This is a genomic window from Pseudoalteromonas sp. S3178 (assembly GCF_005886985.1).
GTDB classification, from domain to species: domain Bacteria; phylum Pseudomonadota; class Gammaproteobacteria; order Enterobacterales; family Alteromonadaceae; genus Pseudoalteromonas; species Pseudoalteromonas carrageenovora.
In genome coordinates, this window is the sequence record NZ_PNCW01000062.1 from 1 (window position 1) to 22,118 (window position 22,118).

Sequence of the window (22,118 nt, forward strand, 5' to 3'; positions counted from 1 at the left end):
AAAGATCAACACGCCCTAATAGATTTCTAATTACATTTTCAGGTTGAATTAATAAAAGTTACCCTAAGCTATGTGGGTGAGAGCAAAGTTAATTTTATCTGAAACAGTAAAAGGAGATCGCAATGAGTAACACTAGTTTAAAACCTGCGGATATTATGCCATCACTAATAGTGAGTGATGTGGACGAGAAAAAAATAGACTTAGTAGACAGAGTAAGTGACTCCCCATGGAAAATGATTGTTGTTTATAGAGGTCAACATTGCCCTAAATGTACTGCGCAACTTAATGAGCTTGCTAAAATACATAAAGACTTTAAAGAGGCTGGCGTTGAAGTTGTTGCCGTTAGCGGCGATAGTCATGAGCAGCTTAATAAGCATTTAGAAAAAATAGACATTAATTTCCCAATTTACTACGGTTTAACCATCAAGCAAATGACCGACTTAGGGCTCCATATCAGTGAGCCACGTAGCGATGCAGAAACAGACCATCCATTTGCAGAACCTGGCATTTTTGTACTTAACGAAAAAAATCAGCTTCAGATGTTCGATATATCAAACAGCCCGTTCGTTCGCCCTGATTTAGAACAGTTATTAGGTGGAATTAAGTTTTCAAGAGAAAACGACTATCCAATTCGTGGTACATTTATTAAATAATAGTATTTATAAATGATTTAAAAAGGCACAGTTTTGTGCCTTTTTTTATTTTTACTTTAAATTTTTTTATTTAATTACTTGAAAACAAAATTACTGCCCATAAATAGTTATGTGAAGACGCCTGATGGGTCTTTATTTAACAGAAGTATTTGAAATTTATATTATTAATTTATTTGTGTTGTACTTGTTCAAAAGAAAAGTAGCAACATTATATCGCTTAAATATGAGGATATTATTATGCGTACAGTAGACTTATCACCACTTTACCGTTCATTCATTGGCTTTGATCACTTAGCATCTTTAATGGACGCAGCAGCACGTACAGACAAGCAACCAAGCTTTCCTCCGTACAACATAGAAGCACTCGATAAAGATAAATATCGTATCACAATGGCCGTAGCAGGCTTTAGTGAAAGCGAGTTAACTATTGAGTCAGAAAATAACACGCTTAAAGTTGCAGGTACTAAAGCAAATAAAGATGAAAACGCAGAGCGTAAATTTATTCATCAAGGTATTGCTGAGCGTAACTTTGAACGTAAATTCCAGTTAGGAGATCATGTAAAAGTACTTGGCGCAGATTTAGCCAACGGCTTACTAAGTATTGACTTAGAACGTGAAATCCCTGAAGCGCTAAAACCACGTAAAATTGAAATTGGTAGCAGCAATTTAATAGAAGGTAAATAATCTTCTAAAGTACATTTTACTCTGATTATTTAGCCGCCTCATTTTAGGCGGCTTTTTACTTTATAAAGAATCTATATTTTTGATATGGTGCTTTGCTTGCTCAAGAGTTTGTGTTTGAAGATCGGATGACTGTTTATCCCAATTCTTATAAACCATGCCTATTCTGGGATTAGACTGTAGTTTATCTCGATGTTTATCCATAAAATGCCAATATAGACTGTTGAGCGGACATGCATTTTCACCTATTTTTTGCTTAACATCGTATCGACAGTTTTTGCAGTAATCACTCATCTTATTAATGTAATTGCCACTTGCTGAATAGGGCTTGGTTGCAATAATACCGTCATCTGCAAACTGACTCATTCCCCGTGTGTTTGGCATTTCCACCCATTCTATGGCGTCTATATAAACGCCTAAATACCAATTATCTACTTCGTTCGGATTTATGCCTGTTAATAAGCAAAAGTTCCCTATGACCATTAGGCGTTGTATATGATGCGCATAAGCTGTTTCGAGGCTTTGGGTAAGGGCGTGGCTTAAACAGTTCAGTTTTGTATCCCCATTCCAAAAATATTGAGGCATTTTTTGTTTTGCATCCAGCTGGTTTTTATTAGCGTAGTCGGGCATATTCACCCAATAAATAGCCCTTACATATTCTCTCCAGCCTAAAATTTGCCTGGTAAACCCCTCTACTTGTGAAATTGTTATTTGCTGAGGATTTTGTTCATATTCGTTTATCACACGTTTAATTACATAAAGTGGGTGAAGTAATTTTGCATTTAATGCGAACGATAAACGGCTGTGATACAAGCTGGTATTATGATTACATTGATCTGTCATCGCATCTTGAAATTGCCCAAACCGGCTCAGTAAATTTTTACAAAAGTATTCTAAGCAATCAATAGCTTGCTTTCTGGTGGTTGGCCACTGAAGTAACTCATCTTTGATTTCTCCAAAATAGCTCACATTATGTTTGTTTAAACGGGAAATAATACTGCTTACATCACTATCGAACATTTTTGGAACAGGGATATCAGCTAAGTCACTTTTTGAAAATTTATTACGGTTATTACTGTCATAGTTCCACTTTCCACCTTGTGGCTTTGCACCATCCATCAATATATTGTATTGCTTTCTCATTGCACGGTAAAAGTGTTCCATCGTCGCATGCTTGTTTTTAGTGAACCGTTCATTTATTTGTTCAAACTGTAATAAAAAGTGTTCTGTATCAACTGCGTTTATATTAAATGTACTCTTTTTTTTAAATTTATTAAGTTGCTGCTTTAAACGAAACTCATCAGGGTACTGATACTCTATTGCCGAGCAATTATATTGAGTTGCTATGCGGGTAAGTAAATCGGGGAGGTTAGCATCGCCTTGTGTTTCATCTAGTGTTAAATGAAGTACATTAAATCCGGCTTCTTTAAGCGCGCTTGCAAAATTAGCCATAGCACTAAAAAAAGCGCATAATTTTTGTACATGATGTTTTACGTAATTAGTTTCTTGTTTTAGTTCCGCAATTAGGTATAAAGTGTCATTATCTTTATGCTTAAACCATGAGTGAGATGGGTTGAGTTGGTCGCCCAATATAAGCCTTACTGTTTTAAAGTTTGTCATAATATGGCCAAAGTATTTTTATACGACATAACGCGAATAAGCGATCGTGATAATTTAGAAGGGGTAGCAAAGTGAACTATTTCATAAATATCATTATTCTATTTTACAGTTTAACTTACAGCACGTATTTGGCTTCTACACCCGTTTATAAATGTTAAACAGCTCAAGGTGTTGAGTTTAGCCAGCACCCTTGCTCTGAAAATCCTCAATTAATCACTATAAAGGTAGACAGTGTGAGGAATGATTCAAGCTCAGCTTCTAAACTTGATAGTAAAAATACCTCGTCGAAATCAATTGATACGTATATAAAAATAAAAGCGCTGGAGAAGAAACTGGCTGAACATCAAGATAAAATTAATACTTATAAAGCTAAGATGCAAAGGCAGTTAGTGTTTTGAATATAAAATCAGAGGAACAGCCAAGTACTTTATTAGGTGCCAAGCAAAGTAGTGCCTTTTCAGAACAGGCGATAGCGGGAATAGCGCGATTTAATGTACTTATTAATAATGAGCAAATCCTTATGGGGGCGCTGAATCAGCAATTAAATGCATTATTAAAAATAGCCGACAACATAACAGACGCAAAAGATCTCCCTGATCAATCGGTTGATGTGTTTATTAAAAGCCAGCATTTAAAGCGTGAAATTAATCAGACTGAAAACAAAATTAAAACTCTAAGAGATGAACTACAAGAAAACACAACAAGCCTAGAAGGGAAGCTTATAGAGCCCGTTAAAACTAAGGAAGAGATTGAGTTAAACAGCGCTATTTTGAAAAGGGTGGAAGCGTTAAATATTCAGTACAATGTTTTATTAGATATAGAGCAAAAAAAGCTTAATCGATTATTAAACCAATTAAGCTTTTAAAACTATAATTTATTACTTTGTTTTTGTTGCATTTTTTGCTGAAGAGAAACTACATTTGAAACATTAAACAGGGTGTTATTTGCAAATTTTTCAAAAAAATTGAGAGTATCTCTCCATGCTCGTTGACTTTCATGAGTAAAATATGTGCCAAGGTGTTCTTTAAGAGTTTCGTAAAACGCATCTGATAAAATAGTTATATCATTTTGAGTTGCTCCAGAGTTTTTTAAATACGCTAGATGGTGTACTAAAAAAGGCGCAACCGATGACGGCTTGTTTATATGCTTAACAATTCGCTCGAGCACACAAAACAAAGTAAAGCTTTTTTCGTTAAAATATGACGCTGCTGGGTAATCCATCTTGATATCAGACTCAGCTAATTTATTATGAAACCGAGCAGTAAATGCATGAAAGTTTGGTTTAATAATCTTTAAATTATTTAACAATGCTATTTGTTGTGTATTCATTTTTATCTCTTCGCAGTAGATTATAATTATTATTCTCAATCTGGTTACGCTTTATTATAGCGGGGTGTTCAAATACTGCACGTTTTTTTAGTGTTAAAGTATGGGTTTTAGTTTTTTCTATGGTTTTTCTAGTCATTGCGTATATACAAAAGCTCTTTTAAAAGTCAGTTTGTATGCACACTTTAAATGTAGCTTAATTAAATAAGTATACAAAGTGGCTGTGTTTTGTGAAGCTTACGATCCTAATATCTACATAAAATTAGCATCTTGGCGAATTGTGATTTTTATAAACTAATTATTTATTATGGTTGCTAATTACCCCACACATCCTTATAATAGCGGCCATTGTTTAGCGTGTTGTAAAACAGCTAACAGCGATATTAAATTTAAGGTTTGATATCTATTGGCGCGGGATGGAGCAGCCTGGTAGCTCGTCGGGCTCATAACCCGAAGGTCGTCGGTTCAAATCCGGCTCCCGCAACCAATTCTACTAGTAGGTATTACCTTACTAATTTATATCGCGCATTCTAAGTAATGCGCGTTTTGCGTTTTAAGCTATGTAGTTTAAATTAGGTCAGTTACTGACTCGCAACCAAGCTTGGCCCTCGGCCACACAGTTTTATGCTTTATTGGTGTGACGCCCCGCTTGGTTCGGGGCGTTGTTGTATCTGCACCTTACGATTTATGGCAATTGTCATCAAATCAAAACTTAAACTCAGTATTTTAGGGCTATAAGCCCTTTTTTTGTTTGTATGGAGGATTTTCGTGACAAAACTTGAACAAGATTTAGTAACCATGTTAACGCCTGCGGTAGAAATGTTAGGCTTTGAATTACATGGTCTTGAGTTTGTGCAAGCGGGTCGCCATTCTACCTTAAGAGTATATATTGCTCATGAGGATGGGATCTCAGTTGATAACTGTGCGGACGCGAGTCGTCAAATTAGTGCGATTTTAGACGTCGAAGACCCAATTACAAACGAATATGATTTGGAAGTATCGTCTCCTGGTGTTGATCGTCCATTATTCAAACAAGATCACTACGAGCAGGCGCAAGGAGAGGAAGTACGCGTGCGTACTAAACTTCCACAAGACGGTCGTCGTAATTTTAAAGGCGACTTAGTAGCTGTTAGCAGCGATATGATCACACTATCTAGTGATGGTGCAGAGTATTTAATCATGCTTAGTAACATCGAACGTGCGAATTTAATCGCAAAGTTTTAATTCGAGTGCGAAGGAATAGGGCAAGCGAGGCATTACCCATGGCAAAAGAGATATTATTGGTTGCTGAAGCCGTTTCCAATGAGAAAGCGGTTCCAAAAGAAAAGATTTTTGAAGCTTTAGAGTTCGCTCTAGCAACAGCAACAAAGAAAAAACACGATGGCGAAATTGAAGTGCGTGTAGCAATTGACCGTAAAACGGGCGATTACGATACGTTCCGTCGTTGGCAAATTGCAGCAGTACAAGAAGATGGTTCATTAGAAAACCCTTACAGCGAAATCACACTAGAAGCAGCTCAAGTTGAAGAACCTGATTTGCAAATGGGCGATTACGTTGAAGAACAGATTGAATCTATCAAATTTGACCGCATAACTACACAGATGGCAAAACAAGTTATCGTACAAAAAGTACGTGAAGCTGAACGTGCTCTAGTTGTAGAAGCTTATAAAGATCAAGAAGGCGAGCTTGTTACAGGTGTAGTTAAAAAAGCGACTCGTGATGCAATCGTACTTGATTTAGGTAATAACGCAGAAGCTGTTATTTACCGTGACGATATGCTTCCACGTGAAAACTTCCGTCCAGGGGATCGTATTCGTGGTCTTCTTTACGAAGTTAAACCAGAAGCACGTGGCGCACAATTATTTGTTACGCGTTCAAAACCAGAAATGCTGATGGAATTATTCCGCATTGAGGTGCCAGAAATTGGCGAAGAAATGATTGAATTACGTGCCGCAGCACGTGATCCAGGTTCTCGTGCTAAAATCGCCGTTAAATCTAACGACAAACGTATTGACCCAGTGGGTGCGTGTGTTGGTATGCGTGGCGCACGTGTTCAAGCTGTATCGTCAGAACTTGGCGGTGAGCGGGTTGATATCGTACTTTACGATGACAACCCGGCGCAGTTTGTTATTAACGCAATGGCACCTGCAGAAGTTGCTTCAATCGTAATGGATGAAGACACTCACTCAATGGATATCGCTGTTGAAGCAGATAACCTAGCACAAGCAATTGGTCGTAATGGTCAAAACGTTCGTTTAGCAAGCCAATTAACTGGCTGGGAACTAAACGTAATGACTGTTGAAGACATGCGTACTAAAAATGAAGCTGAGTCAGATAAGTTAATTAACTTATTTACTGAAAACTTAGATATCGATGATGAGTTTGCATCACTACTTATTAACGAAGGTTTCTCGACACTTGAAGAAGTGGCGTATGTACCTGCATCAGAGTTTTTAGAAATTGATGGCTTAGATGAAGAAACAGTAGACGTTTTACGTTCACGTGCAAAAGACGCGTTAACGACTAAAGCGCTTAAAACGGAAGAAAGCTTAGATGGCGTAGAGCCAGCTGAAGACTTACTTGCGCTTGAAGGCTTAGAACGTCATTTAGCATTTGTTATGGCAAGTAAAGGTGTAGTTACACTTGAAGACTTAGCTGAGCAAGGCATCGACGAACTAGTTGATATTACAGAGCTATCACCTGAAAAAGCAGGTGAATTAATTATGGCTGCACGTAATATTTGTTGGTTTGCAGACGAGTAATTTATTAACGGAGGTATTACACACTATGGCAGAAGTAAATGTTGAAAAACTAGCCGGCGATATAGGTACAACTGTTGATAAATTGCTACAGCAGTTTTCACAAGCGGGTATCACTAAGCAGGCAACTGATAATGTAACTGAAGCTGAAAAAGCGACATTACTTGATCATTTAAGCAAGCAACATGGCGGTACTGGCTCAGATGGCCCAGCGCGTATGACTTTACAACGTAAGAGCAAAAGCACGTTAAGTGTTACTGGTTCTACTGGTAAAGCAAAAGATGTTCAAGTTGAAGTTCGCAAAACACGTACATACGTGAAAAAAAGCGCAATGGAGCAAGAACAAGAGCAACAACGCCTAGCCGCAGAAGAGAAAGCGCGTCTTGAAGAGCAGCAAAAAGCTGCACAAGAAGCCGCTGAATTAAAAGCGAAACAAGAGGCAGAACGTAAAGCGAAAGAAGACGCTGATCGTAAAGCCAAAGAAGAAGCTAAACGCAAAGCAGATGCAGAGCGTAAAGCTAAACAACAGCAGATGACCCCTGAGCAAAGTGCTAAGTCTGAGAAAGATCGCATCGAAGCTGAGCGTCTGCAAAAAGAAGCAGAAGAGGCCGCATTGAAGAAAGCTGAAGAAGAAGCGAAACGTCAAGCAGAAGAGGCAAGAAAGCTAGCTGAAGAGAATTCAGCACGCTGGAAGAAAGAAGAAGAAGAACGTAAGAAGCGCGAAGAAACCGCGGATCATCACCTTACGACTTCAACTTACGCACGTGAAGCAGAAGATGTTGCCGATGCTCGTGATGAGCAAGGTACACGCCGTGCGAAGAAAAAGAAAAAAGCGCCAGCAAAAGATAAGTTTGCTGCGTCTAGAGGCCGTAACAAGTCTAAGTTAAAAGCACCAGCATCGCTGCAGCATGGTTTCCAAAAACCAACAGCTGACGTTAAAAACGAAGTGCGTATTAGCGAAACAATTACAGTTGCCGAGCTTGCATCACGCATGGCTGTTAAAGGCGCTGAAGTTGTGAAAACAATGATGAAAATGGGTGACATGGTTACCATTAACCAAGTAATTGACCAAGAAGCTGCACAACTTGTTGCTGAAGAAATGGGTCACAAGGTTATCATCGTTAAAGAAAACGAATTAGAGCAAACAGTACTAAATGACCGCCATGAAGATGGTAAGTCTGAGCCGCGCGCTCCAGTAGTAACTGTAATGGGTCACGTTGACCATGGTAAAACATCTACACTAGATTACATTCGTTCAGCGAAAGTTGCATCTGGCGAAGCCGGTGGTATTACACAGCACATTGGTGCATACCACGTTGAAACAAACGGCAGCATGATCACTTTCCTAGATACTCCTGGTCACGCCGCGTTTACATCAATGCGTGCTCGTGGAGCTAAAGCGACTGATATCGTAATCCTAGTAGTTGCAGCAGATGATGGCGTAATGCCACAAACTAAAGAAGCGGTTCAGCATGCTCGTGCAGCTGGCGTTCCTTTAATCATCGCAGTAAACAAAATGGATAAAGAAGGCGCAGATCCAGATCGCGTTAAAAATGAACTAGCTCAGCTAGACGTTATCCCTGAAGATTGGGGCGGCGATACGCAGTATGTTCATATCTCAGCTAAAACTGGTTTAGGTATTGATGACCTTCTAGAAGCTGTACTTATGCAATCTGAGCTTTTAGAGCTTACAGCTCCTTCTACAGGTATGGCTGCAGGTGTTGTAATTGAATCTCGTCTTGATAAAGGCCGTGGTCCAGTTGCATCTATCCTAGTTCAATCTGGTACGCTTAACCAAGGTGACATTGTATTATGTGGTCTTGAATATGGCCGTGTTCGTGCAATGCGCGATGAAAACGGTAAAGACATCAAATCGGCTGGTCCTTCTATTCCAGTTGAGATTTTAGGTCTTTCGGGTATTCCAGCTGCAGGTGATGAAGCGACTGTAGTTAAAGATGAGCGTAAAGCACGTGAAGTTGCTTTATACCGTCAAGGTAAATTCCGCGATGTTAAACTTGCTCGTCAACAAAAAGCGAAGCTTGAAAACATGTTCACTAACATGGCTGAAGGCGATGTTTCTGAAGTTAACGTGGTACTTAAAGCAGACGTTCAAGGTTCAATCGAAGCGATTTCTGACTCACTAACTAAACTTTCTACTGATGAAGTAAAAGTGAAGATTGTTGGTTCAGGTGTTGGTGGTATCACTGAAACTGATGCAACACTTGCTGCAGCGTCTAACGCAATCGTAGTTGGCTTTAACGTTCGTGCTGACGCATCAGCGCGTAAAGTAATTGAGACTGAAAACTTAGATCTACGTTACTACAGCGTAATCTACAGCTTAATTGACGAAGTTAAACAAGCAATGTCAGGTATGTTAGCACCAGAGTTTAAGCAAGAGATCATTGGTCTTGCTGAAGTGCGTGACGTATTTAAGTCTCCAAAAATTGGCGCTATCGCTGGTTGTATGGTTACTGAAGGTGTTGTTAAGCGTAGCGCGCCAATTCGTGTACTTCGTGATAACGTTGTTATTTACGAAGGTGAGCTTGAGTCACTTCGTCGCTTTAAAGACGATGTTGCTGATGTTCGTAACGGCATGGAATGTGGTATCGGCGTTAAGAACTACAATGACGTTCGCGTTGGTGACCAAATCGAAGTATTCGAAACAGTTGAAGTACAACGTACACTTTAATTGCTCGTAAGCTAAGATTGTAAATGGGGGCTTAGCCCCCATTTGTGTATCCATTATTAAATTATCTTATTATTAAATTTCAATAAGTTATTATTTTAGGACAAATGCAATGAGAGAGTTTTCTCGCACTGATCGTGTTGCTCAGCAAATTCAAAAAGAAATTGCTGTAATTTTACAACGCGAAATTAAAGATCCACGCTTAGGTATGGTGACAGTGTCTGCGGTAGAAGTATCGCGCGACTTATCTTACGCTAAAGTATTTATCACAGTATTTAACACTGAAGATGAAAATGCAGCGAAGCAAAGCGCAAAAGTACTTAACGAAGCTACGGGTTATATCCGTTCGTTATTAGGTAAACGTATTCGTGCACGCATAATGCCAGAGCTTAAGTTTGTTGTAGACAACTCACTTATGGAAGGTATGCGTATTTCTAACTTAGTAGATTCGATCATTCGTGAGGATAACGCTAAGCACGTAGATGACGAAACAGATAGCGAAGAAGGCACTAAAGACTAATGGCAAGACGCAGTAAAGGCCGTCCAGTTGACGGTATTTTGTTGTTAAACAAACCTGAAGGTATTTCGTCTAACAAAGCGCTTCAACGAGCGAAAGGTATTTATTTTGCTCAAAAAGCAGGGCATACCGGTGCACTCGACCCACTAGCAACAGGTATGCTTCCCATTTGTTTTGGTGAAGCGACCAAGTTCACTCAGTTTTTACTCGATATAGACAAAACCTATGTAGTACGTGCCAAATTAGGTGAACGTACAACAACATCAGATTCTGATGGGGAAATTGTTAGTACTAAAGATGTAAACGTAACGTATGAACAGCTAGAGCGTGAAATTGCGGCCTTTTTAGGTGAATCAGATCAGTATCCATCAATGTATTCAGCGCTTAAGTATGAGGGTAAACCTTTGTACAAGTACGCACGAGAAGGCATTGAAGTACCTCGTAAATGCAGAAAAATTAACGTATTTAGTTTAACGCTAGATGAGTTTGACGAGCAAACTAACGAAGTACAAATGACTGCGCATGTGTCAAAGGGTACGTATATTCGTACGATTGTTGATGATTTAGGCGAAAACCTAGGGTGCGGCGCACATGTTATTATGCTTCATCGCTCAGCTGTAGGGCACTACCCAACAGATAAAATGGTAACGCTTGATGAAGTTCAAGCCTTGTTAGATAAAGCTAAAGATGAAGAAATAGCACCATCAACTTACCTTGATGAGTTATTGCTACCTATGGACACTGCTTTAGTTGGTCTTCCTGTTGTAGAAATAACAAAAGAACAAGGCTCGGTGTTTAGCCATGGGCAAGCTGTAGATATAGCAACAGATTTACCTGATGGTCCAATTAAAGTACTTGCCGATGGTGTGTTTATTGGCACTGGCGAGCGTAATCCAAATGGGCAGTTAAAGTCTAAACGTGGACTTGCAAGCCAACAAGATGACTACAAAAAGCCAGAATAAGCACTGTGCTGAATGCCCTAAGGGTATCTTTAGTATAATTAGCTTGTAGTTATTCTCATAGTTGATAGAATACGCCCGCTTAATCGTTTTGGCTGAATTAGTGATCGGCTAAGACACCTTTTAAATTTAATTTTTGGAGTTACTATGTCACTAAGCAATCAAGAAAAAATCGATATCATTGCTAAATTTGCACGTGCAGAAGGCGACACTGGTTCACCTGAAGTACAAGTAGCATTACTTACTTTTGATATCAACAAGCTTCAAGGTCACTTTGCTGACCACAAGCATGACTTCCACTCACGTCGTGGTCTGCTTCGTAAAGTAAGTACTCGCCGTAAATTGCTTGATTACCTTAAAGGTAAAGATATCTCGCGTTATACTGCGTTAATCCAAGAGCTTGGCCTACGTCGCTAAGAACTTGATTACGAGAAAAGGAGCTTTATAGCTCCTTTTTTTGTGCCTAAAATTTACGCTTTAAAAAACACTTATCTAATCTCACCCCTTGAAAATCAATAATACACATCTGCAATAAAACCTAATAATTTTAGAAACTAAATTTGGCGCTAGCTGCGTTAAAATGTCCATGATTAGAGCGATTAAATAACGAGATTTCTCCTAGTTATTCACTCGATCCCATTACCTCAAAATAGATCACTTAATTAAGCTCATTGGTATAAGCCGTGTGTCATGAAGCAATTGATAAATAATAAGATAAAAGCGATTACTTTTATCTCGGGGTAGACTCGCAATTTTACGTCGCTTTGGTATATACTGTGCGCGTAGATAAATAGGTTATCTGCAGTTATTAAAAATTTTGCCAATTGTAGTACTTAATTGATTTCCAACTGAATACAATTATGTACTGTAATTGGCCCTTTTAATGACACTTATTAATGAAATATAAAAACATTTAAGGAATATTTTAAGTGCAAGCAATTATTAAAGAATTTCAACTAGGTCAACACACTGTAACCCTAGAAACTGGTGCAATCGCACGTCAAGCAGACGGCGCAGTACTAGCAAGCATTGGCGACACTTCAGTTTTAGTAACTGTTGTTGGTAAGCGTGAAGCTCAGCCTGGTCAAGACTTTTTCCCACTTACTGTTAACTACCAAGAGCGTATGTACGCTGCTGGTCGTATCCCAGGTGGTTTCCTTAAGCGTGAAGGTCGTCCTAACGACGGTGAAACACTAATTGCACGTCTTATTGACCGTCCAATTCGTCCACTTTTCCCAAGCGGTTTTGTTAACGAAGTACAAGTTATTGCAACTGTTGTATCTGTAAACCCTGAAATCCAACCAGATATGGTTGCGATGATTGGTACATCAGCTGCACTTGCTATCTCTGGTATCCCGTTCAGCGGTCCAATTGGCGCATCACGTGTTGGTTACATTAACGGTGAATACGTACTTAACCCTACACTAAAAGAGCTTGAAGAAAGCCAACTTGATTTAGTTGTAGCGGGTACTGATAACGCAGTACTAATGGTTGAATCAGAAGCTGACGTACTTGCAGAAGACGTTATGCTTGGTGCTGTTGTATATGGCCATGAGCAATCTCAAGCTATCATCACAGCTATCAACGAATTTAAAGCAGAAGCGGGCAAGCCTACATGGGATTGGTCAGCACCTGAGAAAAACGTAGCACTTGAAGAAAAAGTTGCTGCTATTGCTGCTGATAAAGTAGGTGAAGCTTACCGTATTACTGATAAAGTAGCGCGTAAAGAAGCACTTGGTGTAGCTAAAGACGAAGTTGTTACTGTACTTACAAGCGAACTTGCTGAAGGCGAAACGCTTGATAAGCAAGAAGTTGGTAAAGTATTCGGTTCTCTTGAGAAGAAGATCGTTCGTGGCCGTATCGCTGCTGGCGAAAAACGTATCGATGGTCGTGAACCAGATATGATTCGTGCACTAGACGTAATGACTGGCGTATTACCGCGTACTCACGGCTCTGCTATCTTTACACGTGGTGAAACTCAAGCATTAGTTACAGCTACACTTGGTACAGAACGTGATTCACAGTTAATCGATGATTTAACTGGCACACACAAAAACCACTTTATGCTTAACTATAACTTCCCTCCATTCTGTGTTGGTGAAACTGGTTTTGTAGGTTCTCCTAAGCGTCGTGAAATCGGCCATGGTAACCTAGCTAAGCGTGGTATTTCAGCTGTAATGCCTACACTTACTGAGTTCCCTTACTCAATCCGTGTAGTATCTGAAATCACTGAATCAAATGGTTCATCTTCAATGGCGTCTGTATGTGGTACTTCACTAGCACTTATGAACGCGGGTGTACCAATTAAAGCATCTGTTGCGGGTATCGCAATGGGCTTAGTTAAAGAAGAAGAAAACTTTGTAGTACTTTCTGATATCTTAGGTGATGAAGATCACTTGGGCGACATGGACTTTAAAGTTGCAGGTACTTCAAACGGTATCACTGCACTTCAAATGGATATCAAGATTGAAGGTATCACTCAAGAAATCATGCAAATTGCGCTTAAACAAGCAAAAGCTGCACGTTTACACATTCTAAATGTGATGGACGAAGCGATTTCTGCTCCTTCTGAAGAACTATCTATGTTTGCACCACGTATTTACACAATGCAAATTCCACAGAAGAAAATCGCAGAAGTAATTGGTAAAGGTGGCGCTACTATTCGTCAACTTACTGAAGAAACTGGTACAACGATTGAAATCGGTGATGACGGTACAATTAAAATTGCCGCTACAGATGGTGAAAGTGCAGCTAATGCAATTAGTCGTATTGAGCAATTAACAGCTGAACTTGAAGTAGGTACTATCTACGAAGGTAAAGTTGTACGTATCGTAGACTTTGGTGCGTTTGTAAATATTCTTCCTGGTAAAGATGGCTTAGTGCACATCTCTCAAATCAGTACTGAGCGTGTTAACAATGTTTCTGACCACCTAAGTGAAGGTCAAGAAGTTAAAGTTAAAGTACTAGAAGTTGACCGTCAAGGTCGTGTACGTCTAAGTATTAAAGAAGCAATGGAATCAGCAGCACCAGCAGCTGATGAGTCAAAAGACGCATAATTGCTAACTTATTAATCTAGCTATATTAGCTAGATAGTAAAAAAGGGGCTGTTTAGCCCCTTTTTTTATGCTTTAATGAAACCTTACTAGACAAGGTCTGTCTTATATTTATCGCGATATATCTTGGTATTAAGGATTTTAATGATACTCAAACATTTAGCTTTGGCATCTTTTGCTATTTTGTCTTTAAGCGCTTGCCAAACTACAACTGAAACAGAGCCTACACCTATTGTTAATGTGCCTTTCACAGCACCTTTAGCCTCAGACTTTAGAAGTGAAATTGCCATAGCTCGTTACTCTGAGCTATTAAATAGAGCCGACCTAAGTGAAGAGCAGCAAGCTAAGCTTTACTACGACCGTGGTGTACTTTTTGATAGCCTAGGCATGACCACTCTTTCACGCATAGATTTTAACCGCGCGGTTAAACTTAAGCCCGATTTAGCTGAGGTGTATAACTTTTTAGGTATTCAACATACGCTTATGCAGCAATATGAGAAAGCCTATGAGTTCTTTGATTCAGCGCTTGAACTAGATGAAGAGCACGAGTATGCCTACTTAAATAGAGGTATTGCCCTTTATTACGGTGATAGGGCAGGCCTTGCTAAAAACGATTTTGATGAGTTTTTAGCGCGTTCTCCAAATGATCCATACCGTGTTTTATGGGTTTACTTAGCAAGCGCGCAAGAAGATAAAGTTAAGGCATTGGAATCACTTAAAACCAATGCAACAGCACTTGATGAATCACAATGGGCATATCAATTAATATCACTTTATAGCGGTGATATGAGCGAACATGCTTTTTTATCAGGTATTAGTGATGGCGTTAAAACTGAGCAGGAATATGCTCAACGTTTATGTGAAGCTTATTTTTACTTAGCTAAAATGCATCAGGCGGCGGGTGAAGAGTACTTAGCTGCAGATTATTTTAGGCTCGCACTTGCAACCAATGTACATGAGTTTATTGAGTATAAATACGCTCGTTTAGAACTTGAGTTGATGGCGGGTGTTGACGCAAGTTAAACGTATTAAACTAATAGGTGTATTACTGTGTTGCCTGATGCTTTCAGGCTCAAGTAATCACCTTAATGCTATTGGCTATTGGCATGCTTTAAGCACCAAAGCTAATGTGCTGCAAAATTATTGGCGCTTTCCCACTTATTTTTCGAACCATTTAGCAACCCTACCTAATGCCCTCCTGGCAAAACTTGCACGTCATTCAATACCTAATGCTCAATATACATATTCACTAAGGCTTTTAAATGATAACCAAGGGGATACCGCAAAAAAGTTTTGGTTTGCGAGCATAAATGAGTTAACTATTTCTCAGCGTAAAACATTAGCTACACACTTGCTAGAGCAAGCAAGGTGGAGCGATTTGAAATTACTTGCGAGCATAAATTCTTTACCGGCAGGGGATGTACTAAATCATCTTAAAATTGAAATAAAAACGCCGCATAATAAAATCTCCAGCGCATTTATAAGTAAGCTTGGTTTTGCATCGCTACAAGATCACCTTAAGCCAGATGCGCAATGTATGTTTAACGTATTAGCGATGAGCGATCATCGTAGTGGTTTATATAAGCTTTCTGAGCTTATTAATACTTATAATAAACAGCCAGAGCCAAAGCATAATATTTTTTGTTTTTCTAAACCTATTTATGTTGCGGGGACTATTGAATGCAACAACAGTGCTAATCAAGCAGCAAAGTGTTATTGGGAAAGATCTTTGCTCAAAAAACAACTCCCTAAAAACTTTGATTTTATTATTATGATGCCAGAGCAGGGTATGGCAAATGTAAGTAAAGGCACCATGCTCGTTAATTCAACAGCAAATTACAACGTGTTTTTACATGAATTAATGCATTTTAGCGGCTTTGAAGATGAATACGTTCTACCTAAATCTAAACAAGCGTGGCTATGTGCGCAAAGTGGTTACGTTGCTCCTAATTTATATATTTCTCAAAATAACGATGCACCAATAGGCTGGCATAAAGCAAAAAGTTGTCAAAAAGGGGGAGTGGCTTATAAACCCAGCGAAAATTGGTCTATTATGCAGTATCAGCAATTAGGGCTGTCAGCGCAATATAGGGCGATTTGGTTAAAACATTTAGATATGACCAGTAACCAGATTAATAGTCGCTCCAGTGCTCTTACATTTGCAAATAAAGAAATACTGAATTAACTATCTTGGGTTATTAATTTAGTGTTTTAAATAGCTAAATAAATTGTTTGAACTTGTTTGAAAAATAGCCATGTAAAGTCGCTTTTCGTAGACAAAATCAGTGTTTTTCAGTATAACTATAGTTATTAATGTCGTTTAAAAACAGGCAGTAAAAGCATCTTTAAGTCACCAAAAAAGGGATGCCCTGATAAACTTATGATAATAAAAGGCCCTACACTATGACTTTGCTCTGGATACCCTTGCTATCCTTAATTGGCAGTGTTATTTCTGCATGCACAGGTAAATTATCTCGTAATCAAAGCGCTGGCTTAACGGTTTTGGCACCTTTGACTGCATTGGGAATTACTTTATATCATGCACCAGCAGTTTTAGCGGGTGAAACTATCCGTTACTCATTGTCTTGGATCCCTACTATAGGGCTTGATCTATCCCTTCGATTAGACGGCCTTAGCTTATTGTTTATGTTTATGATTTTAGGCATTGGCTTGCTCGTTATTTTATATGCGCGTTACTACCTCAGCGCTAACGACTCAATGGCTAAACTATATAGCTATTTGATGTTGTTTATGACCGCTATGCTAGGCATTGTAATGTCTAACAATGTAATTCAGCTTTGGTTATTTTGGGAATTAACCAGCATAAGTTCATTTTTGTTGATCAGTTATTGGTGGCATAAGTCAGAAGCGCGAAAGGGCGCGCGTATGGCGCTGGCTGTAACAGGAGCCGGCGGTTTAGCGTTACTAGCAGGTTTAATGCTGATAGCTGATATAGTTGGTAGTTATGACCTTGATGTTATTTTAGCAAGTAAGGCCATTATTCAATCGCACGACTTATACGAAGTTGCCTTAGTACTCGTTTTACTTGGTGCGTTTACTAAATCTGCGCAATTTCCGTTTCATTTTTGGCTCCCTCATGCCATGGCTGCGCCGACGCCTGTTAGTGCTTATTTACACTCGGCAACAATGGTTAAAGCCGGTATATTTTTGTTAGCACGTTTTTACCCTGCGCTTGCTGGTACTGACACTTGGTTTATTTTGGTGGGCTTAACAGGGTTAACTACTTTATTATTTGGCGCATACATAGCGCTATTCAAACACGATTTAAAAGGGCTGCTAGCCTATTCAACAATTAGCCACCTTGGTTTAATTACACTCTTACTAGGGCTTGATACTGAGCTTGCAACGGTTGCTGCAATTTTTCATATTATAAATCATGCGACCTTTAAAGCGTCGCTATTTATGGCAACCGGTATTATCGACCACGAAACCGGCACGCGCGATATGCGTAAGCTCAATGGTATGTGGCGATTTTTACCCTATACAGCCACACTCGCAATGGTCGCAGCTGCATCAATGGCTGGTGTGCCTTTACTTAACGGCTTTTTATCAAAAGAAATGTTTTTTGCCGAAACATTACATCAACAAGTATTAGGCTCAATGTCTTGGCTAATTCCTGTGCTTGCGACAATTGCTGGTGCGTTTTCGGTCGCGTATTCTGCGCGCTTTATTCATGATGTGTTTTTTAACGGCGACCCAATTGATTTACCTCGTATGCCACATGAACCGCCACGTTATATGCGTGTACCTATAGAAATCCTTGTTGTAATTTGTTTACTGGTTGGTATGTTCCCGCACTTTATTGTTGGCGGTATTTTATCTGCGGCATCTTCAGCGGTATTAGGCAAAGCGATGCCAGATTACGAAGTTGCTTTATGGCATGGCTTTAATTTACCTCTATTGATGAGTGCAATGGCAGTGGCTGGCGGTTTATTTATTTATATCAATCGCAAATACTTGTTCCAGTTTCAGGCTTCATTACCCCCACTTAACGCTAAAAAAACCTTTGAGCGCGCAGTGCTGTCGGTCATTGCTTGGAGCCAATCTAAAATTAATCACATAGAAAACGGCTCACTACAGCGTTATTTAGTTGTTATGTTAGGCGTAGTATTACTGTGCGCTGGCTGGCCACTATTTGAAATGCAAGAGTTAGCCGGAACAATGGCACTAACCCCTGTTGATGTTCACAATGCGATAGGGGCTGCTTTACTAATTATTGGTGCATTGGCTACTGTTATTTGGCACCGCTCTCGAGTAGTTGCGTTATTAATGATTTCTATTGTGGGGTTAATGGTATCGGTTGCGTTTACGCGCTTTTCGGCGCCAGATTTAGCCCTAACCCAATTAACAGTGGAAGTAGCAACCGTTATTTTACTTATGCTGGCGCTATTCTTTTTACCGCAATACACGCCTAAAGAGTCAAGCTCACTGCGTGTTTTACGTGATTTAGGAATAGCCTCTACATTAGGTGTGGTGATTGCGAGTATTTGTTATGCGTTGCTTACGCGCCCATTAGAATCTATCTCAGACTTTTTTATCGCCAACGCTAAAACTGGCGGTGGTGGTACTAATGTTGTAAACGTTATTTTGGTGGATTTTAGGGGCTTTGACACGCTTGGTGAAATTACAGTGTTAGGTATTGCTGCACTTGGGATATTTAAAGTTCTGTCTAGAATTCCATTATTTATGCCAGCGAGTGACGGTGAAGGACGCCCTTGGGCACGAGAACGTCACCCTATATTGCTTGCCAGTATTTCACACAGTTTATTACCACTTGCTTTACTGGTTTCGGCGTATATTTTCTTACGTGGTCATAACTTACCTGGTGGTGGTTTTATTGCTGGGTTAGTGACATCAATTGCCTTTATTTTACAGTACATGGCACATGGCTCTGCGTGGATCAGCGAGCGATTTGGGGTTAACTACCGTAAAATCATTGCTTCTGGTATTGGTATTGCTTTATTTACTGGCGTGGGCAGCTGGTTCTTCGACAAACCATTTTTAACTACTTGGTTTGACTACTTTGATATTCCATTTATTGGGAAAACAGAACTCGCAAGCGCGATTGTATTTGACCTAGGTGTTTATCTAACCGTTGTAGGCGCTACATTAATGATTTTGGCAAGCCTTGGGAACATGACAGCAGAGACCCAGAAAAAAGAGGTAAATATTTAATGGAATTATTGTACGCATCTTGCGTTGGAGTATTAGTTAGTTGCGGGATCTTTTTATTATTAAGAGCGCGCACATTCCCTGTAGTACTTGGGCTTACTATGATTTCATATGCCGTTAATTTATTTTTATTTTCTGCAGGTCGTTTAACGATTAATAAAGCAGTAGTACTGGGTACAGGTGCCGATTATGCTGATCCGCTGCCTCAAGCGTTAGTACTTACGGCCATAGTAATTGGCTTTGCAATGACTGCATTTGTGGTTATTTTAGCTATTCGTGGTCGTGCAGATTTAGGAAGTGATCACGTAGATGGTCACATAGTTAAAAGCCCGGCAGATACTAAGGAGCAAAAATGATTCAACATTTAGCTTCTTTACCTATTTTATTACCTATGTTGGCAGCGGTTATATTACTTTTGCCTCCATGTGGTAAAAGCTTACCAATTCGTCGTATAGCCTCGTCTATTATGGCTATTATTACGTTTGCTATTAGCGTATTGCTTTTACTGCATGTACATAATACAGGGATAAACGTATACGCTATCGGTAACTGGTCTGCACCATTTGGTATTGTACTTGTAGCCGACATGCTTTCTACATTGCTAGTTGCACTTACATCGTTACTTGGCTTAGGCGTTATTTTATATAGTTGTGCAGGCGATGACGCTAAAGGTAACTTTTTTCACCCATTGGTTCACTTTTTAGTATTAGGTGTTAATGGTGCATTTTTAACCGGTGATTTATTTAACGTATTTGTATTTTTTGAAGTACTACTTATTGCTTCGTACTCTTTGCTGATGCATGCCGGTGACAAACAAAATACCCGTGCGGCTTTGCAATATGTAATATTAAATTTAGTTGGCTCAAGTGTATTTTTAATTGGCTTAGGTATTTTATACGGTGTACTTGGTACATTAAATATTGCTGATATGGCTTTAAAAGTATCGCAGCTGTCGGGCGATGATGTTTATTTAGCTAAAGCAGGCGGATTATTACTACTTATTGTATTTGGTTTAAAAGGGGCGTTACTGCCACTACATTTATGGTTACCAAATACTTATGCTAGCGCAAAGCCTGTTGTAGCTGCATTATTTGCGATTATGACCAAGGTAGGTGTATATGCCATGTTGCGTGTTTACACCGTAATATTTGGTGAACAAGCTGGACAGCTCGAGCATATGGCGCAACCGTGGCTGTGGGGCTTGGCCATTGCGACCATAATTGTTGGTGCAATTGGTGTAATGGCTGCTCAAGATTTACGAAAGTTAACTGCAAACTTAGTGGTTGTATCGGTTGGTACGCTAGTGGCTCTTATTGCGCTGCAAAACGTAACCGCAACAGCTGCATTACTGTATTACTTAGTACACTCAACACTTGTATGTGCCGCTTTATTTTTATTAGCCGATTTAATAGCTACACAACGCGGTAAAGTGGGCGATAGGCTCGTTGCTGGTCGAGCTGTAACACAGCCTTACTTATTGGGCGGCTGCTTTATAATTGCAGTACTCACGGTTGTTGGAATGCCACCTCTTTCGGGTTTTGTTGGAAAAGTGTGGATCCTTAAAACAACTTTAAATGCTCAACAAGCGTGGCTATTTTGGCCTGTTTATTTATTTGCGAGCTTTGTATTATTAGTTGCACTTTCGCGTGCCGGAACCACCATGTTTTGGGAGCGTAAAGATAAAAAAAATGAAAATACAGATGGAGAAAATGCACACCCATTGCAAGTAATAATAATTGTAAGCCTATTAGCGTGCTCACCATTAATGGTTATATTTGGTGGCCCTATTACCGATTACATGCTTGGCGCGGCTGCGCAATTGCACGATATTAGCGGTGGTATTAACGCTGTAATTAGAGGAGGTGCGTAATGAGATTACAAGCCCGTTATCGTTGGCTACCAACGCCTTTTCGTAGTTTATTTTTATTTTTAATATGGTTGTTACTAAATAACAGTGTATCGGCAGGACATTTGGTACTGGCAACGCTTTTTGCCATATTTATACCGCTGCTGAGCTTTTCTTTGCGTGACCCTCAGCCTCTTATTTTAAAGCCTGGTCTTGCGTTAAAACAATTGCTTATAGTTTTATACGATATTGTTGTGGCTAACTTACAAGTGGCATTATTAATAATGGGCCCCGCTAAAAAGTTACGTCCAGCTTTTGTGAAAGTGCCTATAGATTTAATGCACGATATGCCGATTACTATACTTGCTAGCTGTGTTTCATTAACGCCAGGTACGGTAAGCGCCGAAGTGTATCCTATACCTGAATCACTTGCAGAAGGTGAAGAGCCAACTCAGCGCTATTTACTGATACATGTGCTCGACTTAAAAGATGAAGAAGCACTTATCAAACAAATTAAACAACGCTACGAAGCTCCATTAAAGGAGATATTTAAATGTTAGACACCGTATTACTCATTGTTTTTTCAATGATTGGTTTATCGCTATTGCTTAACCTATGGCGCCTTATAATTGGCCCATCAGTGCCCGATCGTATTTTAGCGCTCGATACTATGTATATAAACGTAATAGCACTAATTATTTTGTATAGTATAAGCATGGGCACAGGGCTTTACTTTGAGGCTGCATTACTGATAGCAATGCTAGGTTTTATAAGTACGGTTGCGGTGTGTAAGTATTTACTTCGTGGCGATATAATTGAATAGGG

Annotated in this window: 19 protein-coding genes and 1 tRNA gene; 18 read left to right on the plus strand and 2 right to left on the minus strand. The window is 39.5% G+C overall.

The features are described 5' to 3' along the window. Nucleotides 1-122 precede the first annotated feature (122 nt). Complete coding sequence (locus CWC11_RS16065) at nucleotides 123-653, plus strand: redoxin domain-containing protein (RefSeq protein ID WP_138683515.1); 531 nt, start codon at nucleotides 123-125, stop codon at nucleotides 651-653. Nucleotides 654-890: 237 nt separating this feature from the next. Continuing rightward, nucleotides 891-1,337 (plus strand): Hsp20 family protein, encoded by a 447-nt coding sequence (locus CWC11_RS16070; RefSeq protein ID WP_058547401.1) that lies wholly within the window; start codon nucleotides 891-893, stop codon nucleotides 1,335-1,337. A 60-nt stretch (nucleotides 1,338-1,397) separates the two neighbouring features. Here CWC11_RS16070 and CWC11_RS16075 read toward each other — a convergent pair whose 3' ends face one another. Beyond that, nucleotides 1,398-2,954, minus strand: a complete 1,557-nt coding sequence (locus CWC11_RS16075; RefSeq protein WP_138683516.1) for a cryptochrome/photolyase family protein — start codon at nucleotides 2,952-2,954, stop codon at nucleotides 1,398-1,400. 394 nt (nucleotides 2,955-3,348) lie between these two features. On the opposite strand from CWC11_RS16075, the gene CWC11_RS16080 reads away from it, so the two are divergent. Beyond that, nucleotides 3,349-3,819, plus strand: a complete 471-nt coding sequence (locus CWC11_RS16080) for a hypothetical protein (protein ID WP_138683517.1) — start codon at nucleotides 3,349-3,351, stop codon at nucleotides 3,817-3,819. 2 nt (nucleotides 3,820-3,821) lie between these two features. On the opposite strand, the gene CWC11_RS16085 is transcribed toward CWC11_RS16080, so the two are convergent. Next, nucleotides 3,822-4,283 (minus strand): globin family protein, encoded by a 462-nt coding sequence (locus CWC11_RS16085; RefSeq protein WP_138683518.1) that lies wholly within the window; start codon nucleotides 4,281-4,283, stop codon nucleotides 3,822-3,824. A gap of 407 nt (nucleotides 4,284-4,690) precedes the next feature. Here CWC11_RS16085 and CWC11_RS16090 point away from each other — a divergent pair. The 15 genes from CWC11_RS16090 to CWC11_RS16160 all read left to right on the plus strand — a co-directional run bounded on the left by CWC11_RS16090 (nucleotide 4,691) and on the right by CWC11_RS16160 (nucleotide 22,116). Next, nucleotides 4,691-4,767 (plus strand) — tRNA-Met (locus tag CWC11_RS16090). A gap of 281 nt (nucleotides 4,768-5,048) precedes the next feature. Beyond that, entirely contained in the window at nucleotides 5,049-5,504 is a 456-nt protein-coding gene (gene rimP, locus CWC11_RS16095; protein WP_058547404.1) for a ribosome maturation factor RimP, read from the plus strand. Nucleotides 5,505-5,542: 38 nt separating this feature from the next. Next, on the plus strand, nucleotides 5,543-7,042 hold the full coding sequence (gene nusA / locus CWC11_RS16100; RefSeq protein ID WP_058547405.1) for a transcription termination factor NusA: 1,500 nt from the start codon (nucleotides 5,543-5,545) through the stop codon (nucleotides 7,040-7,042). Between the two features lie 25 nt (nucleotides 7,043-7,067). Next, a complete protein-coding gene (gene infB / locus CWC11_RS16105; RefSeq protein ID WP_058547406.1) occupies nucleotides 7,068-9,728 on the plus strand; it encodes a translation initiation factor IF-2 in 2,661 nt (886 codons plus the stop codon). A 109-nt stretch (nucleotides 9,729-9,837) separates the two neighbouring features. Next, the gene (gene rbfA / locus CWC11_RS16110; protein WP_008467148.1) at nucleotides 9,838-10,245 is read left to right on the plus strand and encodes a 30S ribosome-binding factor RbfA; all 408 of its coding nucleotides are present in this window, start codon (nucleotides 9,838-9,840) and stop codon (nucleotides 10,243-10,245) included. Beyond that, nucleotides 10,245-11,204 (plus strand): tRNA pseudouridine(55) synthase TruB, encoded by a 960-nt coding sequence (gene truB / locus CWC11_RS16115; RefSeq protein ID WP_138683519.1) that lies wholly within the window; start codon nucleotides 10,245-10,247, stop codon nucleotides 11,202-11,204. The genes rbfA and truB overlap by 1 nt, the downstream gene beginning before the upstream one ends. Before the next feature lie 144 nt (nucleotides 11,205-11,348). Further along, nucleotides 11,349-11,618, plus strand: coding sequence for a 30S ribosomal protein S15 (gene rpsO, locus CWC11_RS16120; protein WP_004585888.1), 270 nt, complete (start codon nucleotides 11,349-11,351; stop codon nucleotides 11,616-11,618). 512 nt (nucleotides 11,619-12,130) lie between these two features. Beyond that, nucleotides 12,131-14,257 carry a polyribonucleotide nucleotidyltransferase gene (gene pnp, locus CWC11_RS16125; RefSeq protein WP_058547408.1) on the plus strand — a complete coding sequence of 709 codons (2,127 nt, stop codon included), beginning with the start codon at nucleotides 12,131-12,133 and terminating at the stop codon, nucleotides 14,255-14,257. Nucleotides 14,258-14,398: 141 nt separating this feature from the next. After that, nucleotides 14,399-15,277: a lipoprotein NlpI gene (gene nlpI, locus CWC11_RS16130; protein WP_058547409.1), complete on the plus strand. Its 879-nt coding sequence runs from the start codon at nucleotides 14,399-14,401 to the stop codon at nucleotides 15,275-15,277. Beyond that, nucleotides 15,264-16,439 (plus strand): hypothetical protein, encoded by a 1,176-nt coding sequence (locus CWC11_RS16135; RefSeq protein WP_138683520.1) that lies wholly within the window; start codon nucleotides 15,264-15,266, stop codon nucleotides 16,437-16,439. Before nlpI ends, CWC11_RS16135 begins: the two co-directional genes overlap by 14 nt. A 218-nt stretch (nucleotides 16,440-16,657) precedes the next feature. Continuing rightward, on the plus strand, nucleotides 16,658-19,450 hold the full coding sequence (locus CWC11_RS16140; protein ID WP_058547411.1) for a monovalent cation/H+ antiporter subunit A: 2,793 nt from the start codon (nucleotides 16,658-16,660) through the stop codon (nucleotides 19,448-19,450). Beyond that, complete coding sequence (locus CWC11_RS16145; protein ID WP_058547412.1) at nucleotides 19,450-19,803, plus strand: Na+/H+ antiporter subunit C; 354 nt, start codon at nucleotides 19,450-19,452, stop codon at nucleotides 19,801-19,803. The genes CWC11_RS16140 and CWC11_RS16145 overlap by 1 nt, the downstream gene beginning before the upstream one ends. After that, nucleotides 19,800-21,317: a monovalent cation/H+ antiporter subunit D gene (locus CWC11_RS16150; protein WP_138683521.1), complete on the plus strand. Its 1,518-nt coding sequence runs from the start codon at nucleotides 19,800-19,802 to the stop codon at nucleotides 21,315-21,317. The genes CWC11_RS16145 and CWC11_RS16150 overlap by 4 nt, the downstream gene beginning before the upstream one ends. Beyond that, the gene (locus CWC11_RS16155; protein ID WP_058547414.1) at nucleotides 21,317-21,853 is read left to right on the plus strand and encodes a Na+/H+ antiporter subunit E; all 537 of its coding nucleotides are present in this window, start codon (nucleotides 21,317-21,319) and stop codon (nucleotides 21,851-21,853) included. Before CWC11_RS16150 ends, CWC11_RS16155 begins: the two co-directional genes overlap by 1 nt. Beyond that, the gene (locus CWC11_RS16160) at nucleotides 21,847-22,116 is read left to right on the plus strand and encodes a K+/H+ antiporter subunit F (protein WP_013464545.1); all 270 of its coding nucleotides are present in this window, start codon (nucleotides 21,847-21,849) and stop codon (nucleotides 22,114-22,116) included. The genes CWC11_RS16155 and CWC11_RS16160 overlap by 7 nt, the downstream gene beginning before the upstream one ends. Nucleotides 22,117-22,118 lie beyond the last annotated feature (2 nt).

Bases quoted from the DNA above. Each gene is read 5' to 3' on its own strand.
- rbfA (WP_008467148.1), top strand. From the start codon at position 9,838: ATGAGAGAGTTTTCTCGCACTGATCGTGTTGCTCAGCAAATTCAAAAA.
- CWC11_RS16145 (WP_058547412.1), top strand. From the start codon at position 19,450: ATGGAATTATTGTACGCATCTTGCGTTGGAGTATTAGTTAGTTGCGGG.
- CWC11_RS16140 (WP_058547411.1), top strand. From the start codon at position 16,658: ATGACTTTGCTCTGGATACCCTTGCTATCCTTAATTGGCAGTGTTATT.
- nusA (WP_058547405.1), top strand. From the start codon at position 5,543: ATGGCAAAAGAGATATTATTGGTTGCTGAAGCCGTTTCCAATGAGAAA.
- infB (WP_058547406.1), top strand. From the start codon at position 7,068: ATGGCAGAAGTAAATGTTGAAAAACTAGCCGGCGATATAGGTACAACT.
- CWC11_RS16150 (WP_138683521.1), top strand. From the start codon at position 19,800: ATGATTCAACATTTAGCTTCTTTACCTATTTTATTACCTATGTTGGCA.
- truB (WP_138683519.1), top strand. From the start codon at position 10,245: ATGGCAAGACGCAGTAAAGGCCGTCCAGTTGACGGTATTTTGTTGTTA.
- CWC11_RS16065 (WP_138683515.1), top strand. From the start codon at position 123: ATGAGTAACACTAGTTTAAAACCTGCGGATATTATGCCATCACTAATA.
- CWC11_RS16075 (WP_138683516.1), bottom strand. From the start codon at position 2,954: ATGACAAACTTTAAAACAGTAAGGCTTATATTGGGCGACCAACTCAAC.
- nlpI (WP_058547409.1), top strand. From the start codon at position 14,399: ATGATACTCAAACATTTAGCTTTGGCATCTTTTGCTATTTTGTCTTTA.
- CWC11_RS16085 (WP_138683518.1), bottom strand. From the start codon at position 4,283: ATGAATACACAACAAATAGCATTGTTAAATAATTTAAAGATTATTAAA.
- CWC11_RS16070 (WP_058547401.1), top strand. From the start codon at position 891: ATGCGTACAGTAGACTTATCACCACTTTACCGTTCATTCATTGGCTTT.
- rpsO (WP_004585888.1), top strand. From the start codon at position 11,349: ATGTCACTAAGCAATCAAGAAAAAATCGATATCATTGCTAAATTTGCA.
- CWC11_RS16160 (WP_013464545.1), top strand. From the start codon at position 21,847: ATGTTAGACACCGTATTACTCATTGTTTTTTCAATGATTGGTTTATCG.
- CWC11_RS16155 (WP_058547414.1), top strand. From the start codon at position 21,317: ATGAGATTACAAGCCCGTTATCGTTGGCTACCAACGCCTTTTCGTAGT.